The sequence below is a fragment of the Cellulosimicrobium sp. 22598 genome (assembly GCF_052044445.1).
In the GTDB taxonomy this organism is placed as follows: Bacteria; Actinomycetota; Actinomycetes; order Actinomycetales; family Cellulomonadaceae; genus Cellulosimicrobium; species Cellulosimicrobium cellulans_G.
On sequence record NZ_JBQEMZ010000009.1, the window covers coordinates 158,689 to 180,201 of the forward strand.

At 75.4% G+C, this 21,513-nt stretch carries 22 protein-coding genes; 14 read left to right on the plus strand and 8 right to left on the minus strand.

Annotated elements, in window-relative coordinates:
• Positions 1 to 7 precede the first annotated feature (7 nt).
• Both ACTJIY_RS11800 and ACTJIY_RS11805 read left to right on the plus strand, forming a co-directional pair.
• Positions 8 to 1,357: a molybdopterin molybdotransferase MoeA gene (locus ACTJIY_RS11800; RefSeq protein ID WP_440675057.1), complete on the plus strand. Its 1,350-nt coding sequence runs from the start codon at positions 8 to 10 to the stop codon at positions 1,355 to 1,357.
• The gene (locus ACTJIY_RS11805; RefSeq protein ID WP_253050967.1) at positions 1,354 to 1,821 is read left to right on the plus strand and encodes a molybdenum cofactor biosynthesis protein MoaE; all 468 of its coding nucleotides are present in this window, start codon (positions 1,354 to 1,356) and stop codon (positions 1,819 to 1,821) included. The genes ACTJIY_RS11800 and ACTJIY_RS11805 overlap by 4 nt, the downstream gene beginning before the upstream one ends.
• A gap of 211 nt (positions 1,822 to 2,032) precedes the next feature.
• On the opposite strand, the gene ACTJIY_RS11810 is transcribed toward ACTJIY_RS11805, so the two are convergent.
• Positions 2,033 to 2,305, minus strand: a complete 273-nt coding sequence (locus ACTJIY_RS11810; protein ID WP_253050968.1) for a DUF456 domain-containing protein — start codon at positions 2,303 to 2,305, stop codon at positions 2,033 to 2,035.
• 94 nt (positions 2,306 to 2,399) lie between these two features.
• Positions 2,400 to 3,506: a GTP 3',8-cyclase MoaA gene (moaA, locus tag ACTJIY_RS11815; RefSeq protein WP_440675058.1), complete on the minus strand. Its 1,107-nt coding sequence runs from the start codon at positions 3,504 to 3,506 to the stop codon at positions 2,400 to 2,402.
• 260 nt (positions 3,507 to 3,766) lie between these two features.
• Between moaA and ACTJIY_RS11820 the strand changes: the two genes are divergently transcribed.
• From ACTJIY_RS11820 to ACTJIY_RS11830, 3 genes are read left to right on the plus strand one after another with little or no spacing between them, the layout of a single operon-like run.
• Positions 3,767 to 5,119: an XdhC family protein gene (locus tag ACTJIY_RS11820; RefSeq protein WP_440675059.1), complete on the plus strand. Its 1,353-nt coding sequence runs from the start codon at positions 3,767 to 3,769 to the stop codon at positions 5,117 to 5,119.
• Complete coding sequence (locus ACTJIY_RS11825; protein WP_440675060.1) at positions 5,119 to 5,994, plus strand: FAD binding domain-containing protein; 876 nt, start codon at positions 5,119 to 5,121, stop codon at positions 5,992 to 5,994. The genes ACTJIY_RS11820 and ACTJIY_RS11825 overlap by 1 nt, the downstream gene beginning before the upstream one ends.
• Positions 5,991 to 8,975 carry a molybdopterin-dependent oxidoreductase gene (locus ACTJIY_RS11830; protein ID WP_440675061.1) on the plus strand — a complete coding sequence of 995 codons (2,985 nt, stop codon included), beginning with the start codon at positions 5,991 to 5,993 and terminating at the stop codon, positions 8,973 to 8,975. The genes ACTJIY_RS11825 and ACTJIY_RS11830 overlap by 4 nt, the downstream gene beginning before the upstream one ends.
• A 51-nt stretch (positions 8,976 to 9,026) precedes the next feature.
• Here ACTJIY_RS11830 and ACTJIY_RS11835 read toward each other — a convergent pair whose 3' ends face one another.
• On the minus strand, positions 9,027 to 9,752 hold the full coding sequence (locus ACTJIY_RS11835) for a nucleotidyltransferase family protein (protein ID WP_440675062.1): 726 nt from the start codon (positions 9,750 to 9,752) through the stop codon (positions 9,027 to 9,029).
• A 237-nt stretch (positions 9,753 to 9,989) separates the two neighbouring features.
• On the opposite strand from ACTJIY_RS11835, the gene ACTJIY_RS11840 reads away from it, so the two are divergent.
• Together ACTJIY_RS11840 and ACTJIY_RS11845 are read left to right on the plus strand one after the other, a co-directional pair.
• Complete coding sequence (locus ACTJIY_RS11840) at positions 9,990 to 11,159, plus strand: SPFH domain-containing protein (protein WP_439158976.1); 1,170 nt, start codon at positions 9,990 to 9,992, stop codon at positions 11,157 to 11,159.
• Between the two features lie 2 nt (positions 11,160 to 11,161).
• Positions 11,162 to 12,238, plus strand: a complete 1,077-nt coding sequence (locus ACTJIY_RS11845) for a hypothetical protein (RefSeq protein ID WP_439158977.1) — start codon at positions 11,162 to 11,164, stop codon at positions 12,236 to 12,238.
• Positions 12,239 to 12,241: 3 nt separating this feature from the next.
• On the opposite strand, the gene ACTJIY_RS11850 is transcribed toward ACTJIY_RS11845, so the two are convergent.
• Positions 12,242 to 12,652 (minus strand): winged helix-turn-helix transcriptional regulator, encoded by a 411-nt coding sequence (locus ACTJIY_RS11850; RefSeq protein ID WP_253050976.1) that lies wholly within the window; start codon positions 12,650 to 12,652, stop codon positions 12,242 to 12,244.
• A gap of 141 nt (positions 12,653 to 12,793) precedes the next feature.
• Between ACTJIY_RS11850 and ACTJIY_RS11855 the strand changes: the two genes are divergently transcribed.
• The gene (locus ACTJIY_RS11855) at positions 12,794 to 13,672 is read left to right on the plus strand and encodes an NAD(P)H-binding protein (RefSeq protein ID WP_439158978.1); all 879 of its coding nucleotides are present in this window, start codon (positions 12,794 to 12,796) and stop codon (positions 13,670 to 13,672) included.
• A gap of 63 nt (positions 13,673 to 13,735) precedes the next feature.
• Here ACTJIY_RS11855 and ACTJIY_RS11860 read toward each other — a convergent pair whose 3' ends face one another.
• Both ACTJIY_RS11860 and ACTJIY_RS11865 read right to left on the minus strand, forming a co-directional pair.
• A complete protein-coding gene (locus ACTJIY_RS11860; protein ID WP_253050978.1) occupies positions 13,736 to 14,119 on the minus strand; it encodes a universal stress protein in 384 nt (127 codons plus the stop codon).
• A gap of 43 nt (positions 14,120 to 14,162) precedes the next feature.
• A complete protein-coding gene (locus ACTJIY_RS11865) occupies positions 14,163 to 15,059 on the minus strand; it encodes an IclR family transcriptional regulator (RefSeq protein ID WP_440675063.1) in 897 nt (298 codons plus the stop codon).
• 73 nt (positions 15,060 to 15,132) lie between these two features.
• On the opposite strand from ACTJIY_RS11865, the gene eda reads away from it, so the two are divergent.
• The 6 genes from eda (at position 15,133) to ACTJIY_RS11895 (ending at position 19,860) form a co-directional block, all read left to right on the plus strand.
• A complete protein-coding gene (eda, locus tag ACTJIY_RS11870) occupies positions 15,133 to 15,792 on the plus strand; it encodes a bifunctional 4-hydroxy-2-oxoglutarate aldolase/2-dehydro-3-deoxy-phosphogluconate aldolase (RefSeq protein WP_253050980.1) in 660 nt (219 codons plus the stop codon).
• Between the two features lie 3 nt (positions 15,793 to 15,795).
• Positions 15,796 to 16,917, plus strand: a complete 1,122-nt coding sequence (locus ACTJIY_RS11875) for a PfkB family carbohydrate kinase (RefSeq protein ID WP_440675064.1) — start codon at positions 15,796 to 15,798, stop codon at positions 16,915 to 16,917.
• Between the two features lie 180 nt (positions 16,918 to 17,097).
• Entirely contained in the window at positions 17,098 to 17,469 is a 372-nt protein-coding gene (locus ACTJIY_RS11880) for a hypothetical protein (RefSeq protein WP_440675065.1), read from the plus strand.
• Positions 17,470 to 17,606: 137 nt separating this feature from the next.
• On the plus strand, positions 17,607 to 18,056 hold the full coding sequence (locus ACTJIY_RS11885) for a zf-TFIIB domain-containing protein (protein ID WP_440675066.1): 450 nt from the start codon (positions 17,607 to 17,609) through the stop codon (positions 18,054 to 18,056).
• 25 nt (positions 18,057 to 18,081) lie between these two features.
• Positions 18,082 to 18,852: an SDR family NAD(P)-dependent oxidoreductase gene (locus ACTJIY_RS11890; protein WP_440675067.1), complete on the plus strand. Its 771-nt coding sequence runs from the start codon at positions 18,082 to 18,084 to the stop codon at positions 18,850 to 18,852.
• Between the two features lie 21 nt (positions 18,853 to 18,873).
• Positions 18,874 to 19,860 carry a bile acid:sodium symporter family protein gene (locus ACTJIY_RS11895; RefSeq protein WP_253050985.1) on the plus strand — a complete coding sequence of 329 codons (987 nt, stop codon included), beginning with the start codon at positions 18,874 to 18,876 and terminating at the stop codon, positions 19,858 to 19,860.
• 25 nt (positions 19,861 to 19,885) lie between these two features.
• Here ACTJIY_RS11895 and ACTJIY_RS11900 read toward each other — a convergent pair whose 3' ends face one another.
• Positions 19,886 to 20,344: a SufE family protein gene (locus ACTJIY_RS11900; protein WP_389276634.1), complete on the minus strand. Its 459-nt coding sequence runs from the start codon at positions 20,342 to 20,344 to the stop codon at positions 19,886 to 19,888.
• 169 nt (positions 20,345 to 20,513) lie between these two features.
• On the minus strand, positions 20,514 to 21,425 hold the full coding sequence (locus tag ACTJIY_RS11905) for a sulfurtransferase (RefSeq protein ID WP_141391225.1): 912 nt from the start codon (positions 21,423 to 21,425) through the stop codon (positions 20,514 to 20,516).
• Positions 21,426 to 21,513 lie beyond the last annotated feature (88 nt).

Here is a 21,513-nt window from a genome sequence, read left to right on the forward strand (position 1 = left end):
GGCAGGCATGGCCGGGACTGCGCGCGTGAGCGTCGACGAGCACCGCGCGGACGTCGCGGCGCTCCTCGCCCCCCTCGTCGAGGCGGCCCGACGGCGCACGCGCACCGAGACCGTCGTCCTCGACGACGCGCTCGGCCGGGTCCTCGCGGGCGACCTCGTCGCGCCCGTCGCCGTCCCGCTGTTCCGCAACTCCCAGATGGACGGCTACGCCGTGCGGACCGCGGACGTCGTCGGGGCGAGCGCGGACGCGCCCGTCCGGCTCCGCGTCGCGGCCGAGATCCCCGCGGCCCCGGGCGTCCCTGCGCGCCTCGCGCCGGGCACCGCGGCCCGCATCATGACGGGTGCGCCCGTGCCCGACGGCGCGGACGCCGTCGTCCCCGTCGAGGACACCGTCGCGGGGACCTTCGCGGGCACGTCGCGACCCGACGTCGGCGGTCCCACGGGGGCCGACCCGACCGTCCCCGGCGCGAGCCACGTGGTCGAGGTACGGGTGCCACGGTCGGCGGGAGACTTCGTGCGGGAGGCGGGCTCCGACGTCCGGCCCGGCGACGTGCTCCTCGCGGACGGCACCGTCCTCGCGCCGCACCACCTCGCCGCCGCGGCGGCGTGCGGGGTGGGGGTCGTGCGGGTGGTCGCCCGGCCGCGCGTCGCCGTCCTGTCGACGGGGTCGGAGCTCGTCGGGCCGGGCGAGACGCCGGGGCCGGGCCAGGTCTTCGACGCCAACGCCGACGCGCTGGGCGCCGCCGTGCGGCGCGCGGGCGGGGAGGTCGTGCGCACGGCACGCTGCGGCGACGACGCCGCGCGGTTCGCCGCCGTGCTCGCCGAGGCGACCGCGGTCGCAGACCTCGTCGTCACGTCGGGCGGCGTGTCGCAGGGCGCGTACGAGGTGGTCAAGGACGTGCTCGGGGGCCCCGGTGCCGTCGCCGGTCAGGACGCCGGTCGGGAGGTCGGCCGGGCGACGTCGCCGGGCGTCACGTTCCGGTCGGTCGCGATGCAGCCCGGCGGGCCGCAGGGGTTCGGCACCGTGCACGGGACGCCCGTGCTCACGTTCCCCGGCAACCCGGTGAGCGCCCAGGTGTCGTTCGCGATGTTCCTGCGCGAGCCGCTCGAGCGGGCGGCGGGTCTGCCCGGGGCCGAGCGCGTGCGCACGGCGGTCCTCGCCGAGCCGCTGACCTCGCCCGCGGGGAAGCGACAGCTCCTGCGCGGCGCGACCGGCCCCGACGGCACGGTCCGGGTCGTCGGGGGAGCGGGGTCGCACCTCGTCGCGTCGATGGCGCGGGCGGACGTGCTCGTGGACGTGCCCGCCGACGTGACAGAGTGGGCCGCCGGGACCGAGGTGGAGGTACGAGAGCTGTGAGCGAGACGCAGGGCGAGTCCCCGGGGGCGGCCCAGGGCGGGGCGTCCGAGGACGTGAGCCGCGTGACGACGGACGTGCTCGACGACGCGGTGTCGCGCGCCGTCGAGGACGCGGTCGCGGGCCCCGAGTGCGGCGCCGTCGTGACGTTCCGCGGCGTGGTCCGCGACGTCGACGGCGGCCGCGGCGTGACCCGGCTCGACTACGAGGCGCACCCCGACGCGACCGCAGTGATCCGACGGTGCGTGGCCGGTGTGGCGGCCGAGACCGGGCTGCGCGTCGCCGCCGTCCACCGGTACGGGACCCTGGGGATCGGCGACGTGGCGCTCGTCGCGTCGGCGGCCGCGGGTCACCGCCGTGAGGCGTTCGAGGCGTGCTCGCTGCTCGTCGAGCGCATCAAGGCGGAGGTGCCGATCTGGAAGCGGCAGCACTTCGACGACGGCGTCTCGGAGTGGGTCGGGCTGTAGCGAACCGACCCCTGCGACCGCGCCGGCGAACGAGCCGCCGAACGGGCCGGCGAACGACGAGAGGCGAGAAGTGGCCCCCGGCTCGGGCCGGGGAGGGACCACTTCTCGCCTCTCGTGCGTCGGGCTGCGGATCCGCCGTGCGACGACGATGTCGGGCGGGACGCTCCCGGTCTCGCGCTCGTCGCGCGGACCGTGGGTGGGTCGGGTCGGGTCAGCGCGTGGTGGGGCGGTTGTCGAGCAGCATGCCGATGCCCAGCCCGACGGCGGTGCCGAGGACGAGGCCGAACCAGCTCAGCACGACGGTCCCGACGACGGCGCCGATCGCCGCGCCGAGGACGCTCTTGGTCCCGGCCTTCCAGCTCCCGGAGCGCTCGTCGGTGCGGTAGATCGGCAGCGCGGAGGTGGTGTTGTCCGGCGTCGCCGTGGGCGCGTCGGAGGGTGAGTTCGCGGGGCGGTTGAGGGGTGCAGGGGAGATCGTCGTCACGGCATCCATGGTAGGAAGGCCCGTCCCGCGTGACCTGGGCAGACGCGTCGCGGTGACCGGCTTCACCCTATGATCTGCGCCACCGTCGCGACGCTCAGCCGCCGATCGCGCCCATGCTGCGCGACGTCGGCGCGAACGCGTCGGCGGCGAGCGTCGGGGCGTCGCTGCCGTGGGCGAGCGGCTTGCGCCACATGGCGCCCTGCCACGCACGGGCGAGCGCGTCGTCGCGCTCGTCCTCGGCGAGGTCCGTGGAGCGCAGGATCGCGCGCAGGTCGGTCTCGTCGTCGCCGAACAGGCACGACCGGACCGTGCCCTCGGCGGTGAGCCGGGTGCGGTCGCACGCGGCGCAGAACGAGCGCGTGACGGACGCGATGATCCCGACGGTCTGGGGTCCGCCGTCGACGAGCCACTCCTCGGCGGGTGCGGACGGGTCGTCGCGGCCGACCTCGAGCAGGTCGAAGCGCGTGCCGAGCACCGCGAGCAGGTCCGTCGCGGAGACGAGGTCGTCGCGCGTCCAGTGCCCGTCGGCGTCGAGCGGCATCTGCTCGATGAAGCGCAGGTGGCACCCGTGGTCGACCGCCCAGGCGAGCAGGTCGGCGGCGCCCGCGAGCGTCTCGGGCATGAGCACCGCGTTGAGCTTGACGGGCGCGAGCCCGGCGGCGAGCGCGGCCCGGATGCCGGCGAGCACGTCGGGAAGCCGGTCACGGCGCGTGAGCCGCGCGAAGTCCTCGCGGTCCACGGAGTCGAGGGAGATGTTCACGCGGTCGAGGCCGGCGGCGACGAGCTCGTGGACGCGCTTGTCGAGCCCGATCGCGTTGGTCGTCAGCGAGAGCGACACGTCGGGCGCGGCCGCGCGCGCGGCGCGCAGGATGTCCGCGAGGTCGCGGCGCATGAGCGGCTCCCCGCCCGTGAACCGGACGTCGGTGATCCCGAGTCGGCCGACGGCCACGCGCACGACCCGGCCGATCTCGGCAGGCGTGAGGAGGTCGTCGCGCGGGATCGCGGGGAGGCCCTCGGCGGGCATGCAGTAGGTGCAGCGCAGCGAGCACTTCTCGGTGATCGAGATCCGCAGGTCGCGTGCGACGCGGCCGTAGCGGTCGACGAGCGCCTCGGTCGCGGGGCGGCCCGGGGCGAGGTCGGTCGAGGCGTCCGTGGGCGCGCCCGACCGCAGCCTGGGCATCCCGAGCGAGACCGCGGTCATGGCCCGATCGTAGACGTTCCGGGTGCGCGACCCGTGACCCGGGCGACACCGCGTGCTAGCGTGGACTCCGTCGAGTGGAAGTGAACTTCCATTCAGCGGAACACCTCTCCTCCCGTGGGAGAGCAGTCCAAGGGCGGATTCAAGCCCTGTGTTTCCGGCGCGTCACGGCCGACGCGACCTCGGACACGCAGGGGACTCACCGCAAGGGTTCACTGGAAGGACGCCGGTTCGCCGGCACCCTGGCGGAAGCGAGGCCCACGATGCTCCAGATCGTCGACCAGCTCGCCCCGTGGCTCGGCCCGGGGCAGCCCCCGTTCGCCGTCGCGACGGTGGTCGCGGCGTCCGGCTCCGTGCCGCGACCGGTCGGCACCGCGATGGCCGTGCGCGCCGACGGCGCGGTCCTCGGCAGCCTGTCCGGCGGGTGCGTCGAGGGCGCGGTGCACGCCGCCGCGCTCGACGCGATCACCTCGGGCGCGAGCCACCGCGAGACGTTCGGCTACAGCGACGACGACGCGTTCGCCGTCGGGCTGAGCTGCGGCGGCACGCTCGACGTCCACGTCCAGCCCGTCTTCCCGGGGGACGACGCCGCCCGGGTGCTCGCCGCGCTGGCGGCCCCGTCCGACGGCGGAGCGCGCGCGGGCGCGGACGCCCTGCCGCGTCCTGGCACGGGTTCGTCCGACGGCGACGCCGAGGCCGCCGGGCGCGGGGGCGCGGCGCTCGTGCGCCGGATCGACGGCGCGCAGCGCACCGCGGTCCTCGTCGACGACCCCGGCGCCGCGGACGAGCGGAGCGTCGCCCGGGCGCTGCGGGACCTGGTGGGTCCGGCCGCGCTCGACGCCGCGGCGGCGCAGGTGGTCGCCGTGCTGCGCGCGGGCGGCACGGCGACGGTCCACGCGGCGCACGGAGCGCCGCGGGTCTCGGCGCCCGGCGCGGCGCCCGACCCGGTGAACGGCGCAGCGACGCCAGGCGGCGGGGCCGCGTGCGACGAGACCGAGCCCGTCACGCTGCTCGTCGAGACCCGCCTTCCCGCGCCGCGCTTCCTCGTGTGCGGGGCCAACGACTTCGCCGGCGCGCTCGTGCGGCACGTGCGGCTCCTCGGCTACCGCGTGACCCTCGTCGACGCGCGCGAGGTGTTCGCGGACCCCCGGCGCTTCCCGGAGGCGGAGGTCGTCGTCGAGTGGCCGGACCGGTACCTCGCCGCCGAGGCCGCCGCCGGTCGCGTCGACGCGCGGACGGCCGTCGCGGTCCTCACGCACGACGCCAAGTTCGACGTGCCGCTGCTGCGCCTCGCGCTCGACCTGCCGCTCGCGTACGTCGGGGCGATGGGCTCGCGCCGCTCGCACGCGCAGCGCGTCGCCGCGCTGCGCACGGAGGGCGTGACCGAGGCGGCGCTCGCGCGGCTCCGCTCGCCCATCGGCCTCGACCTCGGGGCGGTGACCCCCGAGGAGGTCGCCGTCTCGATCACCGCGGAGCTCGTCGCGACCCGGCACGGCCGGGCCGCCGTCGTCCCGCTGAGCGGCACCGACGGACCGATCCACGCCGACCCTCCCGTCGCGTCGTCCGACCCCCACCCCGCGGCCATGGCCGCGCCGATCCCCGAGGAGGCCTCCTGATGGACCTGAGCACCGTCACCGACCTCGTCCCGACCGTCGACCCCGGTGAGTGGCGCGAGGGCGACGCCTGGCTCGCGGGCGGCACCGTCCTGTTCTCCTACGGCAGCCAGACGCTGCGGCGCCTGCTCGACGTGACGAGCGCCGGCTGGCCCGCGCTCGTGGTCACCGACGACGGTCTCGAGATCGCCGCGACGTGCACGGTCGCCGAGCTGTGGGCGTTCGAGGAGAGCCTGCAGGCCGCGCCCGTGCGCGAGCGCTGGACCGCGCTCGACCTGGTGCGCCCGTGCTGCGACAGCTTCGTCGCGTCCTTCAAGATCTGGAACACCTCGACGGTCGGCGGCAACGTCTGCACGTCCCTCCCGGCCGGGCCGATGATCTCCCTCACGGCCGCGCTCGACGGCGTCGCCGAGGTCTGGGGTCCGGGCGGCACCCGCCGGGAGCAGCCGGTCGCCGAGCTCGTCACGGGAGAGCTGACCAACACGCTCGCGCCGGGCGAGCTCCTGCGCGCGATCCGTGTGCCCGACCACGCGCTGCGGTCGCGCACCGCGTTCCGGCGCCTGTCCCTCTCGAACCTCGGGCGCTCGGGCGTCCTGCTGATCGGGCGGGTCGACCCGCCCGACGCCGGGGGCGGGCTCGTCCTGACCGTCACCGCCTCGACGCGGCGGCCCGTGCAGCTCCGGTTCGCCGCGGACACCCTGCCCACGGCGGCCGGGCTCGCCGCGGCGCTCGACGCCGCGATCCCGACCGACCTCTACCACGACGACATCCACGGCCTGCCCGTGTGGCGGCGGGACATGACCTACCGCCTCGGCGAGGAGATCCGCTCCGAGCTCCTCTCCGAGCTCGGCGGCGGCACGGACGGAGACCCCCGATGACCGCGATCGACCCTCGCCCGACCCCGCCCGTCTCGATCGACGGCCGTACGGCGTCGACCGAGCCGCGCGCGGGCCAGTGCCTGCGCACGTACCTGCGCGAGCAGGGGGCGCTCGGCGTCAAGAAGGGCTGCGACGGCGGCGACTGCGGCGCGTGCACGGTCCACGTCGACGGCGTCCCCGTGCACTCGTGCGTCTACCCCGCGCGGCGCGCGGCCGGTCACGAGGTGACGACGATCCAGGGGCTCGCGGCGACGTCGTGCCCGGGCGGTGCCGCAGGGGACGAGGCGGCGGGCGCGTGCGACCACGACCCCCACGGCCCGCAGGAGGCGCTGCACCCGGTGCAGCAGCAGTTCCTCGACGCGCAGGGGTTCCAGTGCGGGTTCTGCACGGCGGGGATGATCATGACCGCCGCGACGTTCGACGACGCGCAGCGCGCGAACCTGCCGCGCAACCTCAAGGGGAACCTGTGCCGCTGCACCGGCTACCGCGCGATCGAGGACGCCGTCCTCGGCCGCGGCGACACGACCGGGACCGCCCGGGGCACGGGGGAGCGCACGCCCTCGGGCGGTGACCACGCCTCTACCTCGGTGGACCATGCCTCTACCTCGGCGGACCAGGGTTCTCCCTCGCGTGACCAGGTCTCTCCCTCGGCGTTCGGGCGGGACGTGCCCGCGCCGGCCGGGCGCGGGGTCGTCACCGGGACGGTGCGGTACACGCTCGACGTGGACCCGGCGGACTACCCGGGCCTGCTCCACCTCAAGCTCGTGCGGTCGCCGCACGCGCACGCGCGGGTCGTCACGATCGACGCGTCGGCGGCGCTCGCGGTGCCGGGCGTGCACGCCGTGCTCACGCACGAGGACGCGCCCGCGACGCGGTTCTCGACCGCGCAGCACGAGCTGTTCACCGACGACCCCGACGACACGCGGGTCCTCGACGACGTCGTGCGGCACGTCGGGCAGCGCGTCGCGGCCGTCGTCGCGGACACGGTCGCGGCGGCCGAGGAGGGCGTGCGGCGGGTGCGCGTCGAGTACGAGATGCTGCCCGCCGTCGTCGATCCCGAGGACGCGATGACGCCCGGCGCGCCGCTCGTCCACCCCGAGCTCGACGCCGCCGCCGCGCGCGTCTCACGGCCCGAGGCGAACGTCGTCGCCGAGGTGCACTCCGAGCTCGGCGACGTCGAGCGCGGCCTCGCGGAGGCCGACGTCGTGCACGAGGCCACCTACCGCACCCATCGCGTGCAGCACGCCGCGCTCGAGACGCACTGCGCCATCGCGTCGCTCGACGACGACGGCCGGCTCGTCGTGCGGTCGTCCACCCAGGTCCCGTTCCTCGCGCGGCGCCACCTCGCGCGCGTGCTCGACCTCGACCCGGAGCGCGTGCGCGTGCACTGCGAGCGCGTGGGCGGCGGGTTCGGCGGCAAGCAGGAGGTGCTCACCGAGGACGTCGCGGCGCTCGCGACGCTACGGCTCGGGCGGCCCGTCCAGCTCGAGCTGACCCGCACCGAGCAGTTCGTGGGCACGACGACGCGCCACCCGTTCCGCATCCGGGTGCGCGCGGGCGCGCGACGGGACGGGACGCTCACGGCGCTGCACCTCGACGTGCTCAGCAACACGGGCGCGTACGGGAACCACGGCCCGGGCGTCATGTTCCACGGGTGCGGCGAGTCGCTCGCGGTGTACCGGTGCGAGAACAAGAAGGTCGACGCCCACTGCGTCTACACGAACACGGTGCCCGCGGGAGCGTTCCGCGGGTACGGGCTGTCGCAGATGATCTTCGCCGTCGAGTCCGCCGTCGACGAGCTCGCGCGGCAGCTCGGCATGGATCCGCTCGAGCTGCGGCGCCGCAACGTCGTGCGCGACGGCGATCCCATGCTCTCCACGCACCCGACGCCCGAGGAGGACGTGCTCTACGGCAGCTACGGGCTCGACCAGTGCCTCGACCTGGCCGCCGACGCGCTCGCGCGCGGCCGGGCGCGCGACGTCGCCGCGTACGGGGCGGGCGCCGGGTCGGGGCCGGGCACGCTCCCGGACCTCGGCCCCGAGTGGGGCGTCGGCGAGGGCACCGCGCTGTCCATGATCGACACCGTGCCGCCGCGCGGGCACTACTCCCACGCGCGCGTGCGGCTACGCGTCGACGGCGTGGTCGAGGCCGAGGTCGGGACGGCCGAGTTCGGCAACGGCACGACGACCGTCCACGCCCAGCTCGTCGCGAGCGCGCTCGGGCAGGACGCTGCCGACGTCGTCGTGCGGCAGTCGGACACGGACCTGCTCGAGCACGACACCGGCGCGTTCGGGTCGACCGGGACCGTCGTGGCGGGCAAGGCGTCGCTCGCCGCCGCGCAGGACCTGGCCGAGGCCGTGCTCAAGGTCGCGGCCGGGATGGCGGGCGCGGCGCCGGGGGACTGCCGGCTCGTGCCCGGGGGCGTCGACTGCGCCGGGACGCTCCTGCCCCTCGCCGACGTCGCGCGGGCCGCGGCCGACGCCGGGATCGACCTCGTCGCCGAGGGCCGCTGGGGCGGCACGCCGCGCTCCGTCGCGTTCAACGTCCACGGCTTCCGCGTCGCGGTGCACCGCGGGACGGGCGAGATCCGCATCCTCCAGTCCGTCCAGGCCGCCGACGCCGGCGAGGTCGTCAACCCGCGCCAGTGCCGCGGCCAGGTCGAGGGCGGCATCGCTCAGGCCCTCGGCGCGGCGCTCTACGAGAACGTGATCGTCGACGACACCGGTCGCGTGACGACCGACATCTTCCGCCAGTACCACCTGCCCACCTTCGCGGACACCCCGCGCAGCGAGGTCTACTTCGCGCGGACGTCGGACACGGTCGGGCCGATGGGCGCGAAGTCGATGAGCGAGAGCCCGTTCAACCCGGTGGCCCCCGCGCTCGCCAACGCGATCCGCGCCGCGACGGGCGTGCGCTTCACGGAGCTCCCGCTCGCCCGCGACCGCGTCTACCTGGGCATCAAGGCCGCCACCACCCCCTGAGCGCGGAGAACAGTCGCGTCCGACGCCGGTCGGCGCGACCGTCTCCCGCGCTCAGCGGGGCGTGGGGTCGTCCAGGAGGTCGAGGTCGGCCGCGGTGTCGAGGTCGCGGCCGTCGCCGGGGTGGTCGACGACGTCGACCAGGTCGGCGTGGGCGCGCAGGAAGTCGCGCGCGCCGCGGTCGCCGCGGGCGCTCGCGGCGGCGGGCCGCGCGAGCGCGGCGTCGAGGACGAGCGGGTGCGCCCACCGAGGACGGTCCGCCTCCGCCGCGCGCTCCGCCCCCGCAGCGTCGTCCGCAGCGACCTCCGACCCCACCGCGCCGTGCGCCCCTGCTGCGCCCTCGGGGTCGGCGCGCCACCGCGACGCGGTCACGCGCCCGGGGCGGTGCGCGGCGAGCAGGCGCGCGACGTCGTCGGGCCCGACGCCGGGCTGGTCCACGTGCGCGACGACGACCCGGGCGGGGGCGAGGTCGAGGGCGGCGGCGACGCCGACGCGCAGGGACGACGCCATCCCGGTGGCCCAGCCGGGGTTGTCGACGACGTGCACCTCGGGCACGTCGAGAGACGAGCCGGCTCGCACGCGCGCGGCCTCGGCGCCGAGGACCACGACGACGGCGTCGCACCCGCCCGCGAGGAGGACGGCGGTCGCGTGCTCGACGAGCGTGCCGCCGCGGTGGGGGAGCAGCGCCTTGGGCCCGCGCCCGAGCCGGGTCCCGGCCCCGGCCGCGAGCAGGACGGCGACGGTGGGCGTCGCGGGCGCGGTCGTCGGCGGGGTCGGCACCCGGCCAGGATAGGTCGCCGCCGAACCCGGGGTCTCTCCCCGGACGGCCGCGCCGGTGAGGAGCGACCCCGGGTTCGACGGCCGTGCGCGAACCGGCGGCCACCAGTCGGTTTTACCAACCCTTGGGGGTTTCATCGGCGGGGCAGGATGCCGCTATGCTCGGCGCGCCAGGGCGGGCGACGCTCCCGCACGTGCGGGCGCCCGCGGCCGTCCCGCACGACGAGCGAAGGAGTCCGGATGAGCTTCATGGAGAAGCTGCGCGGCCAGCTGATCGACATCATCGAGTTCCTCGACGAGAGCCGGGACACGATCGTCTGGCGCTTCCCGCGCCAGGGCAACGAGATCAAGAACCAGGCGCAGCTCGTCGTGCGCGAGGGGCAGAGCGCCGTCTTCGTGAGCGAGGGCCGGCTCGCCGACGTGTTCGGGCCGGGCACGTACACGCTCGAGACCAAGAACCTGCCGATCCTGTCGACGATCCAGGGCTGGAAGTACGGGTTCAACTCTCCGTTCAAGGCGGAGGTCTACTTCGTCGCGACGCGCCAGTTCACCGACCTCACGTGGGGCACGCAGAACCCGGTGATCCTGCGTGACCCCGAGCTCGGCGCGGTCCGCATCCGGGCGTTCGGGACGTACGCGCTCCAGGTCGTGGACCCGTCGGCGCTGCTGCGTCAGCTCGTGGGGACCGACCCGCAGTTCCGCACCGACGAGATCGGCGACTACTTCCGCCGCCTCGTGGTCGGCCAGCTCGGCCCGGCGCTCGCAGAGGCGGGCGTCGCCGCGATCGACCTCGCCGCGAACCAGCGCGAGATCGCCACGCGGCTCGCGGGCCAGCTCTCGGAGGACCTGTCCGAGTACGGCATCGCCGTGCCGCGCTTCGTCCTCGAGAACGTCTCCTTCCCGCCCGAGGTCGAGGCGGCGCTCGACAAGCGGACGCAGATGGCCGTGGTCGGGAACCTCGACCAGTACACCAAGTTCCAGGCGGCGAACGCGATCGAGACGGCCGCCGCCAACCCCGGGGGCGCGGGCGACGGGCTGGGGCTCGGCGCCGGGATGGGCCTCGGGGCGGCCATGGGGCAGCAGCTCGCGCAGTCGCTCGGGACGACGGCGGCCCAGCCGGCCCCGGCCCCGGCGGCGCCCGCGGGGCCGCCGCCCCTGCCTGGCGCGGAGTCGCCCTGGTACTGGGCGGTCGGCGGCACGCAGGCCGGGCCCGGCACGACGGCGGACCTCGCCGGCCGCGTCCGGTCCGGCGAGGTGACGCGCGCGTCGCTCGTGTGGCAGGAGGGCATGGCCGCGTGGACCGCCGCGGGCGAGGTGCCCGCGCTCGCGCCGTTGTTCGCGGCGACCCCGCCGCCCTTGCCTCCGACAGGCGCCCCGACCGGCGGCCCGACCGGCCCGCAGGCGGGCTGACGGTGAGCGACACCCAGGACGAGCTCGTCCGCACGCGCTGCGACGCGTGCGGGTCGCAGCTCGCGTACGCGCCGGGCACGCAGCACCTGCGCTGCGTGGCGTGCGGCGGGACCGTCGCGATCGTGCACGCGCCGGGCGACGCCGTCGACGAGCACTCGTTCGACGCGTGGGCCGCGGCGCAGGGCGGGGTGCGCGCCGGGATCCTCGACGCGCGGGTCCTCACGTGCGACGGCTGCGGCGCGACCACGCAGGGGACCGACCTGTCCGTCGCGTGCCGGTTCTGCGGCGGGCACCTCGTCGCGACGGCGGAGACGGACGGGCTGGTGCAACCCGAGGCCGTCGTGCCGTTCGGGGTCGAGCAGGCGCAGGCGCGCGACGCGTTCCGGCGCTGGGTGCGCTCGCGCTGGTTCGCGCCGGGCGAGCTGAAGAAGGTCGGCGACACGGAGTCCCTGCACGGCTCCTACGTGCCGCACTGGACGTTCGACGCCCGCACGTCGTCGGCGTACTCGGGGCAGCGCGGGGACGCCTACTACGTGACCGTCAAGAACGGGGACGAGGAGCGCCAGGAGCGGAGGGTCAGCTGGACGCCCGTCTCCGGGCACGTCGCGCGCGACTTCGACGACGTGCTCGTCCCCGCGTCGTCGCAGGTCGCCGAGCGCGACCTGTCGAAGCTCGGCCCGTGGCCGCTGTCGCACGCGGTGCCGTTCCGCGCCGAGTACCTCGCGGGGTTCTCGGCGGCGCGCTACGACGTCGAGCCCCCGGTCGGCCTCGACCGCGCGAAGCAGAAGATGGCGCCGGTGATCAAGGGCGACGTCGAGCGCGACATCGGGGGCGACGAGCAGCGCGTCGGCTCGATCCGCACCGCCTACGCGGACGTGATGTTCAAGCTCGTGCTGCTGCCGCTGTGGATCGCGACGTACGTGTACGCGGGCAAGCAGTGGCAGGTCATGGTCAACGCGAACACCGGCCAGGTGATCGGGCGGCGCCCCTACAGCGTGGGCAAGATCGTCCTCGCCGTGCTGGTGGGCCTGCTGGTCGTCGGCGCGCTCGTGTTCTGGTACGTGCGCTCGCAGTCGTGAGCGTCAGGCGTCCCGGCGCGCGTCGTACGCGTGCTGGGACGCCGTCACCTCCGCGACCGAGCCCTCGAGGACGTCGAGCAGCCCCGTGAGGCTGTCGGCGACGCGGCGCCCGAGGTCGGTGAGGGAGTACTCGACGTGCGGCGGGATGGTCGCGCGCACCTCGCGCACGACGATGCCGTCGCGCTCGAGGGACTGGAGGGTCTGGGCGAGCATCTTCTCGCTGACGCCGTCGATGCGGCGCCGCAGCGCGTTGAAGCGCACCGCGCCGTCGCGCAGGCCGGCGACCGTGAGCACGCCCCAGCGTCCGGTGACGGTCTCGAGGACGTGTCGCGACGTGCAGCCGCGCTGGAAGACGTCGGCCACCATCGCGTCGGTGGGTCCGGTGTCCTCCGCGGGGCGGGCGTCGGTCGTCATCGACCCAGGATACGGCGACCACCCAGAGAACGGCACTGTGAGATAGAACGCGCGCTCTCAGGGTTGGCACTTACGAAAAGTAAGTGCATCCTGGGAGGGCGCGGCCGACCGGTCGTGCCCACGCACCGAAGGAGCCCTCGCATGTCCATCGCCGTCACCGGAGCCAGCGGCCACCTCGGCCGCCTCGTCGTCGAGTCCCTCCTCGCCCACGGCGCGGACCCGTCCCAGGTGGTCGCCGCCGCGCGGACCACCACCAAGGTCGCCGACCTCGCCGACCGTGGTGTCCAGGTACGCGAGGCCGACTACGCGCGCCCGGAGACGCTCGCCGCGGCGCTCGCGGGCGTCGACGTGCTCGTGCTGGTGTCGGGTTCCGAGGTGGGGCAGCGGGTCCCGCAGCACCGCAACGTCGTCGAGGCGGCCGTCGCGGCCGGCGTCTCCCGCGTGATCTACACCAGCGCCCCGCACGCGACGACCTCCGCGCTCGTCCTCGCGCCCGAGCACAAGGCCACGGAGGAGATCCTGGCCGCCTCGGGCCTGGCGACCACGATCCTGCGGAACAACTGGTACACGGAGAACTACGTCGGCGACGTCGTGGGCGCCCGCGAGTCCGGCGAGATCGTGTCGAGCGTCGGCGACGGTCGGGTCGCGAGCGCGACCCGTGCGGACTACGCCGAGGCCGCGGCGGTCGTCGCCCTCGCCGCGCAGGCGGACGCCTCCGCGCACGCGGGGGCCGTCTACGAGCTGAGCGGCGACGTCGCGTGGACGTTCGACGACCTCGCCGCCGCAGCCGCCGAGGTGCTCGGGCGCCCCGTCACCTACCGGCGCGTGAGCCCCGACGAGCACCGGGCGCTCCTGCTGGGGGCTGGACTGGACGAGGGCACCGCCGGGTTCGTCGTCGCGCTGGACGGCAACATCCGCGACGGGCTGCTCGCCGAGACGTCGGGGGAGCTCGCGCGCCTGCTGGGCCGCTCGACGACCCCGCTGGTCGACGGGCTGCGCGCCGCCGTCGAGCAGGACTGAGAGGTCGCGACGTGGCCGTCCGGGGTGCCGGGAGGCCACGTCGCGGCACCCGTCAGGAGGGCGTCAGTGCGACGCCTTGACGACGAGCACCGGGACGGGCGAGTCGAGGAGCACGCGCTGCGTGGTGCTGCCGAGGAGGAACTTGCCGACCGGCGACCGCTTGCGCGCGCCCACGACGACGAGGTCGGGGCCGGTGCGCTCGGCCGCGTCGATGATCGCCTCGGCGGGGTCGAGGTGCTCCGAGCGGTAGGAGATCTCGGGGCGGGCGACCTCGGCGGGAAGCGTGTCGAGCAGGTGCGCGAGGGTCGCGGGGACCCCCGCGTCGGCGTCCTGCGGGGTGAGGACGAGGACCGCGAGGGCGGTCGAGCGGTGGACCGCCTCGGCGACGGCCGCCCGGAACGCGGTCTCGCCCTGCGGGGAGTCGTTGTACGCCACGAGGACGGTCATCGCGGGCCCTTCCGTCATTCCGTCGTGCTGCGGTTGAACTCTCTCACAGCCCTGCGGGCGTCGCCGGTCGACGCGGTCCCCCCGCGACGGGACCTCCGGGTCGACCGGGCCGACCGAGCACGGCCTCCGGCACGGTGAGCGTCGGCGGCAGCAGCGGCGGGACGACCTCGCGCAGGACCGCCTCGATCTCCCGGCGCCGGCGCGCCCCGAGCCGCTCGGCGGGCGCGGTGACGCTCACCGCGGCGACGGACTGGCCGTCGCGCAGCACGGGCAGGGCGACGCAGCTGATGCCCGGCTCGTTCTCCTCCGTCTCGGTCGCGAACCCGCTCGCACGGGTCGCGTCGCACGTCGCGCGGAGCGCGGCCGCGGTGACGGGGTGCTCGTCGGGGGCGGCCGCCGCGTACCAGGCGAGGGCGGCGTCGTCCAGGACGCGGTGGGCCAGCAGCGCGCGCCCCAGGGCCGTGGTGGCCGCGGGGCGACGTCGGCCGACGGCCGACCAGACGCGCACGGCGCGCGCGGGCTCGACCTTGTCGAGGTAGACGATCTCGGTCCCGGCGAGGGCGCCGAGGTGCACGAGCTCGTCCGTCGCCCGGCAGACCGCGACGAGCACCGGGTGCAGGAGCGCGGGCAGGTTCTCCTCGCCGAGGTACACCGTCGCGAGCGCGGTCGCCGCGGGGCCCAGCCGGTAGTCGCCCGTCGTGGCGTCCTGCTCGGCGTAGCCCCGGTGGCGCAGCGCCGCGAGCGTGCGGTGCAGCGAGGCCTTGTGCAGCCCGAGCGAGCGTGCGAGGTCGCCGAGGGCCACCCCGCCGGGGCCGGCCGCGGCGAGCGCCTCGAGCGCGGTCAGCGCCTTGTCGACGCTCCCGAGCGGGCTCGCGGCGTGCCCGCCCGCCGCGTGCTCGCTGCCCTCCGGCAGGGGGGACGCCGTGCTCCCGGCTTCCATCGTCGTGGCTCCTTCGCCTAGAGTGCGTTCCGTAGTGAACAACAGGCGTTCACCATAGCGAAACGGAGCGAGGATGTCATCCCACGGACCCATCGAGACGATCGCGCGTGCCCGCGTCGTGCCGGTCGTCGTCGTCGACGACGCGGCGCAGGGCGTGCTCGTCGCGACCGCGCTGCGCGACGGCGGGCTGCCGGTCGCGGAGGTCACCTTCCGCACCGCCGGCGCGCGCGCCGCGATCGAGGCGGTCGCGCGCGAGGTGCCGGACGTGCTCGTCGGCGCGGGGACCGTGGTCAACGCGGCCCAGGTCGACGAGGCCGTCGAGGCCGGGGCGCGGTTCCTCGTCTCGCCCGGGCTCTCGGCCGCCGTCGTGCGTCGTGCGCAGGAGCTCGGGGTGCCGGTCCTGCCCGGGGTCGCGACGCCGTCGGACGTCATCGCCGCGCTCGACCTCGGCCTCGACGCCGTGAAGCTCTTCCCGGCGAACGTGGTCGGCGGCCCCGCGGCCGTCAAGGCGTTCTCCGCGCCCTTCCCGGGCCTGCGCTTCGTCCCGACCGGCGGTGTGAGCGCCGCCAACCTGCTCGACTACCTCGCGCTGCCGTCGGTGCTCGCGGCCGGCGGCTCCTGGATGGTCGACGCCGCGCTCGTGCGCGCGGGGGACACCGCCGAGATCACCCGCCGCACGCGCGAGGCCGTCGAGCTCGCCGCGACGGCCCCCCACCCCGCCGAAGGAGCCTGACCCGTGCCCGACACGACCCGGAACCAGCCCCCGCTCGCTCTCCGACCCGCGGACGAGTGCGCCTACGACGTCGTCGCCCTCGGCGAGGTCATGCTCCGCCTCGACCCGGGCGAGCGCCGCATCAAGACCGCCCGCAGCTTCGACGCGTGGGAGGGTGGCGGCGAGTACAACGTCGCGCGCGGGCTGCGCCGTGCCTTCGGCCTGCGCGGCGCCGTCGTCACCGCGCTCGCGGACAACGAGGTCGGCCGCCTCGTCGAGGACCTCATGCTCACCGGCGGGCTCGACACGCGCTGGGTGCAGTGGCGCGAGTACGACGGCATCGGCCGCACCGTGCGGAACGGGCTCAACTTCACCGAGCGCGGTTTCGGCGTGCGCGGCGCGGTCGGCGTCTCCGACCGTGGCAACACGGCGATCGCCCAGCTCCGGCCCGACGACGTCGACTGGGACGACGTGTTCGGTCGCGGGGTCCGCTGGTTCCACACGGGCGGCATCTTCGCCGCGCTGTCCGAGTCGTCCGCGGACGTCGCGGAGGCGGCCATGGCCGCCGCGCGTCGGCACGGCACGATCGTGTCCTACGACCTGAACTACCGCCCCTCGCTCTGGACGGGCATCGGCGGCGTCGAGCGCGCGCAGGAGGTCAACCGCCGCCTGGCCCGCTACGTCGACGTGATGATCGGCAACGAGGAGGACTTCACGGCCTCGCTGGGCTTCGAGGTGGAGGGCCTCGACGAGAACCTCACCGACCTCGACACCGGAGCCTTCCGCGCGATGATCGCGCGGGCTGCCGAGGAGTACCCCAACTTCCAGGTCGTCGCGACGACGCTGCGCGGCGTGAGGACCGCGACCGTCAACGACTGGGGCGCCGTCGCGTGGTCGCGCGTCCAGGGCTTCGCCGAGGCGACGCACCGCCCCGGCCTGGAGATCCTCGACCGCGTGGGCGGCGGCGACTCGTTCGCGTCGGGCCTCGCGTACGGGCTCATGGAGCTCGGCTCGATCCACGAGGCGGTCGAGTACGGCGCCGCGCACGGCGCCCTCGCCATGACGACGCCGGGCGACACGTCGACGGCGTCGCTCGCCGAGGTGCGCAAGCTGGCCTCGGGCGGCAGCGCGCGCGTCCAGCGCTGACCGGGGTCGCGAGAGCGCGGCACGGGCGTCGGCCGGTCGGTCGATGCCCCGTGCCGCGTCCCCGGTCTCCGGCGTGGGGCGCCAGGTCGCCCGTTCTCCGCGTTCGGGGCATCTCGGGCAGCGCGCGCGGGCCGGGGTTAGGGTGGTCGAGCGGTCGTGGGGGCAGCTCGGGAGGTGGACGTGTCGGGACGCGAGTCGTTCGCGCCGAACCTGCCTCGACGGCGCGTCGATCCCGCTCCCGACCTGGCCCGAGCCGTCGAGCACGCGGGGATCCTGCGGGGCGCGGGGGACGCCGCCGGGGCCGCCCGGGTGCTCGACCGCGCGTTCGACGCCGAGGGCGTCCGTGCCCGCACCGTCTCGGAGCCCCTCCGGTTCCGCGCGCTCGTCCTGCGCGCCGAGCTCGCGCTGCGGCTGCACGACGACGCCGGTGCGGCCCGGTTCCTCGCGGGCGCCGAGGCGCTGCCCCTGCTCGCGGACGCGCTCGCGGCCCTCGACGACGAGCGGCACCTCGTCGAGGAGCTGCGCGAGCAGCTCGCGGCGGACGAGGGCTGAGGCGCGGCGCCGCCGCGGCAGCCCGGGCGGTCCGCGCGCACCCCGGCCGCGGGAACCCTCCGGGTACGTGGCGCGTTGGACTGCCAGCACCCGTGCCGCGAGTCGGACGGACGACGCCCACCCGAGCGGAGGACCTCATGCTGTGCCCCACCGACCAGACCGTGCTCGTCATGACGGAGCGCAAGGGCGTGGAGATCGACTACTGCCCGACGTGCCGCGGCGTGTGGCTCGACCGCGGGGAGCTCGACAAGATCATCGACCGCTCGCTGGAGAGCGAGATCGCCGCCGAGGCCGCGGGCCCGGCCGCTGCGGCCCCGGTCGGGTCCCCGGCCGCCCCCGCCCCGACGTCGTACCCGCCGGCGCCCGCCGCGGACTACGGCACGCCCGGCTACGGCGAGCGCCGCGACGACCGCCGGTATGACGACCGCGACCGCTACCGGAACGACCAGTACGGCGACGACCGCTACCGCGACGACCGCTACCGCGACGACCGGGACCGCCGCTACGACGGGCGCGACGGCTACGACCCCCGCTACCGCAAGCGGAAGAAGAAGGAGTCGTGGCTCGAGGACCTCTTCGACTTCTGACGCGCCCCGTGGTCGACTGTCCCGCGTGACCGTCCTCGACTCGTTCTCGCTCGTCGGCCGCACGGCCCTGCTCACCGGCGGGAGCCGGGGGATCGGGCGCGCCGTCGCCCGCGCGCTCGGCGAGGCCGGGGCGCGGGTCGCGCTCACCGCGACCACGACGCGGGCCGCGCAGGACGCGGCCGCCGCGCTGCGGGCGGACGGGATCGACGCGCGCGGGTACGCGCTCGACGTGACGGAGCGCGCGCAGGTCGACGACGTCGTCGGGCGCGCGGCCGCGGACCTCGGGACGGTCGACCTGCTCGTCAACAACGCGGGGATCTCGATCGGCGGGCCGGCGCTCGAGATCGACGACGACGTGTGGCACCGCACGGTCGCGACGAACCTCGACGGCGTCTGGTACTGCTCGCGCGCGGTGGCCCGCGCCCTGGTCGCCGACGGGCGTCCGGGCACGATCGTCAACGTCGGCTCGATGTCGGCGTCGATCGTCAACCGGCCGCGCTGGCAGCCCGCCTACCTCGCGTCCAAGGCGGCGGTGCACCAGCTCACCAAGGGCCTCGCCGCCGAGTGGGCGCCGCACGGCATCCGCGTCAACGCCGTCGCGCCCGGGTACGTGCGCACCGAGGCGTCGCCCGTCGACCAGCCCGAGTACTACGACGACTGCGTCGCGCCCGCCGCCATGCGGCGCTGGGCCGAGCCCGAGGAGATCGGCCCGCCCGTCGTGTTCCTCGCGAGCGCGGCCTCGAGCTTCATGACCGGCGCGGTCGTGACGGTCGACGGCGGCTACACCCTGTTCTGACCCGGGCTAGGCTCGGTCCCCGTGCGTGCAGTCCTGAGCAGGTGGGTCGACCCGTTCGTCGTCACGCTGCTCGTCGTGCTCGTGCTCGGGCTCGTCGTGCCGGTGGGGCCGGGCGCGCAGCGCGTGGTCGACGTCGTCGCGGACGTCGCGGTCACGGTCCTCTTCCTCGTCTACGGCATGCGCCTGTCCACGCGCGAGGTGTGGGCGGGACTGCGGAACTGGCGCCTCCAGGGCGGGATCCTCGCGGCGACGTACGTCGTCTTCCCGGTGCTCGGGCTCGTCACGGCGTGGGCGATCGAGCCGCTCGTCGGGGCGCCGCTCGCCGCGGGCGTGCTCTACCTGTCCCTGCTGCCCTCGACCGTGCAGTCGTCCGTCGCGTTCACGTCGGTCGCGCGCGGCAACGTCGCCGGGGCGATCTGCGGGGCGACCGTCTCGAACGTCGCCGGGATGATCGTCACGCCGCTGCTCGTGCTCTGGCTCATGAGCGGTCCCGGCGGCGCTGCCGGGGGAGCCGACGGTCCCACGGGCGGGCTCGGCGGCCTGCGCACGGTGCTGCTCCAGCTCCTGCTGCCGTTCGTCGTCGGGCAGCTCCTGCAGCCGTGGGTCGGGGACTGGGTCCGCGCGCGGCGCTGGCTCACGCTCGGCGTCGACCGCGGCACGATCCTCGTCGTCGTGTTCGGCGCCGTCGCCGCCGCGTCCTCGGCGGGTGTGTGGTCGAGCGTGTCCGGCTGGTCGATCGTCGCGCTGCTCGTCGTGAGCGCGCTCGTCCTCGCGGCGATGCTCGCGCTCACCTGGTGGGGTGGGGCGGCCCTGCGGCTCTCGACCGAGGACCGGGTCGCGCTCCTCATGTGCGGGTCCAAGAAGTCGCTCGCCACGGGCCTGCCGATGGCCAGCGTGCTGTTCCCGGTCGCCGTGGCCGGCGTCGTCGCCGTCCCGGTGATCGTGTTCCACCAGCTCCAGCTCGTCGTCTGCGCCGTCCTCGCGCGGCGCCTCGCGCTCCGCGACTGACCGCCGGTGCCGGCGGGACCCCGGATCAGGGGCGCGCGGCGACCTGCTCGCGCACCTGGCGCTTGGCGCGCGTGAGCATGCCGTTCATGCCGCCGATGCGCAGCGGGCTCACGGCCCGCGTGAGGCCGATCGACATGGGGAAGTCGTCCGGCACGTCGAGCACCTCCTGCACCGTCAGGCCCGACAGCCCCTGCGCGAGGATCGACGCGAACCCGCGCGTCGTCGGCGCCTCGGCGGGCGCGGTCGCGAAGAAGTGCACGACGCCGTCGCCGTCGACCTCCGCGAACGCGCGCACGGGGGACTGGCACTCCTCGATGCGCTCGAGCAGACCGGGCGCGCTCGCGTAGCGCTCCGGGAGGTCGGGCAGCTCGTTCGCGAACTCGAGCAGGAGCTGGAGGCGCTCGCGCTCCGGCAGCGCGAGGAAGTCCTCGCGGATCTCCGCGAGGGCCGCGGGCAGGGACGAGGCGTCGGACGAGGAGCTCATGGTGTCGATCCTTGCATCGGGGGCGTGCGGCCGGGACCTGGTCCCACCGTGCGGAACGCCCGACGCGCTCGCCGTATGCCCGGCGGCAGACGCCGACGGCGCGCGGCGGGCCCACGAGGGGCCGGCCGCGCGCCGTCGGGCACGCCGGGCGTGAGGTGCGAGCGGTGCGTCAGTTGAGCGACGCGGGGGCCTCGCCGGCCTCCTCGCCCTTGACGATCGGGACGCGCACGGCGTTGCCCCACTCGGTCCACGAGCCGTCGTAGTTGCGGACCTTGTCGAACCCGAGCAGGTAGGTCAGCGCGAACCAGGTGTGGCTCGAGCGCTCGCCGATGCGGCAGTACGTGACGACCTCGTCGTCCGTCGCGAGGCCGAGGCCACCCTCCTGGTAGATCGCCTCGAGCTGCTCGCGCGACTTGTACGTGCCGTCCTCGGCGACCGCGGTCGCCCACGGGACGTTGCGCGCCGTCGGGATGTGACCGCCGCGCAGCACGCCCTCCTCCGGGTAGTCCGGGATGTGCAGGCGCTCGCCCGTGTACTCCTGCGGGGAGCGGATGTCGACGAGCGGGCCGTTGCCGATGTGCGCGAGGACGTCCTCCTTGAACGCGCGGATCGTCACGTCGTCGCGCTCGACGACCGGGTACTCGACGGCCTCCGGCGCGGGGACGTCGGTCGTGACCTCGCGGCCCTCCGCGATCCACTTGCCGCGGCCGCCGTCGAGCAGGCGCACGTCCTCGTGGCCGAACAGCGTGAAGACCCACGCGGCGTACGCGGCCCACCAGTTGTTCTTGTCGCCGTAGACGACGATCGTCGTGTCACGACCGATGCCCTTGCCGCCGAGGAGCTGGGCGAAGCCCTTGCCGTCGATGTAGTCGCGCGTGTCGGGGTCGTTGAGGTCGGTGTGCCAGTCGATCTTCACCGCACCGGGGATGTGACCGGTCTCGTAGAGCAGCACGTCCTCGTCGGACTCGACGACGACGATGCCCGGCTGACCGAGGTGCTCGGCGAGCCAGTCCGTGCTCACGAGGCGGTCGGGGTGGGCGTACTGGGTGATCTTCTCGGTGGTGTCGAGCGGTGCGGGCATGGTGTCCTCCGTGCGGCGGGAGCTGGGGTGTCCGAGGTGGTGGTCCGTCCGATCGTCAGGCTAGGTCGGCTGTCCGCATCACGGAAGG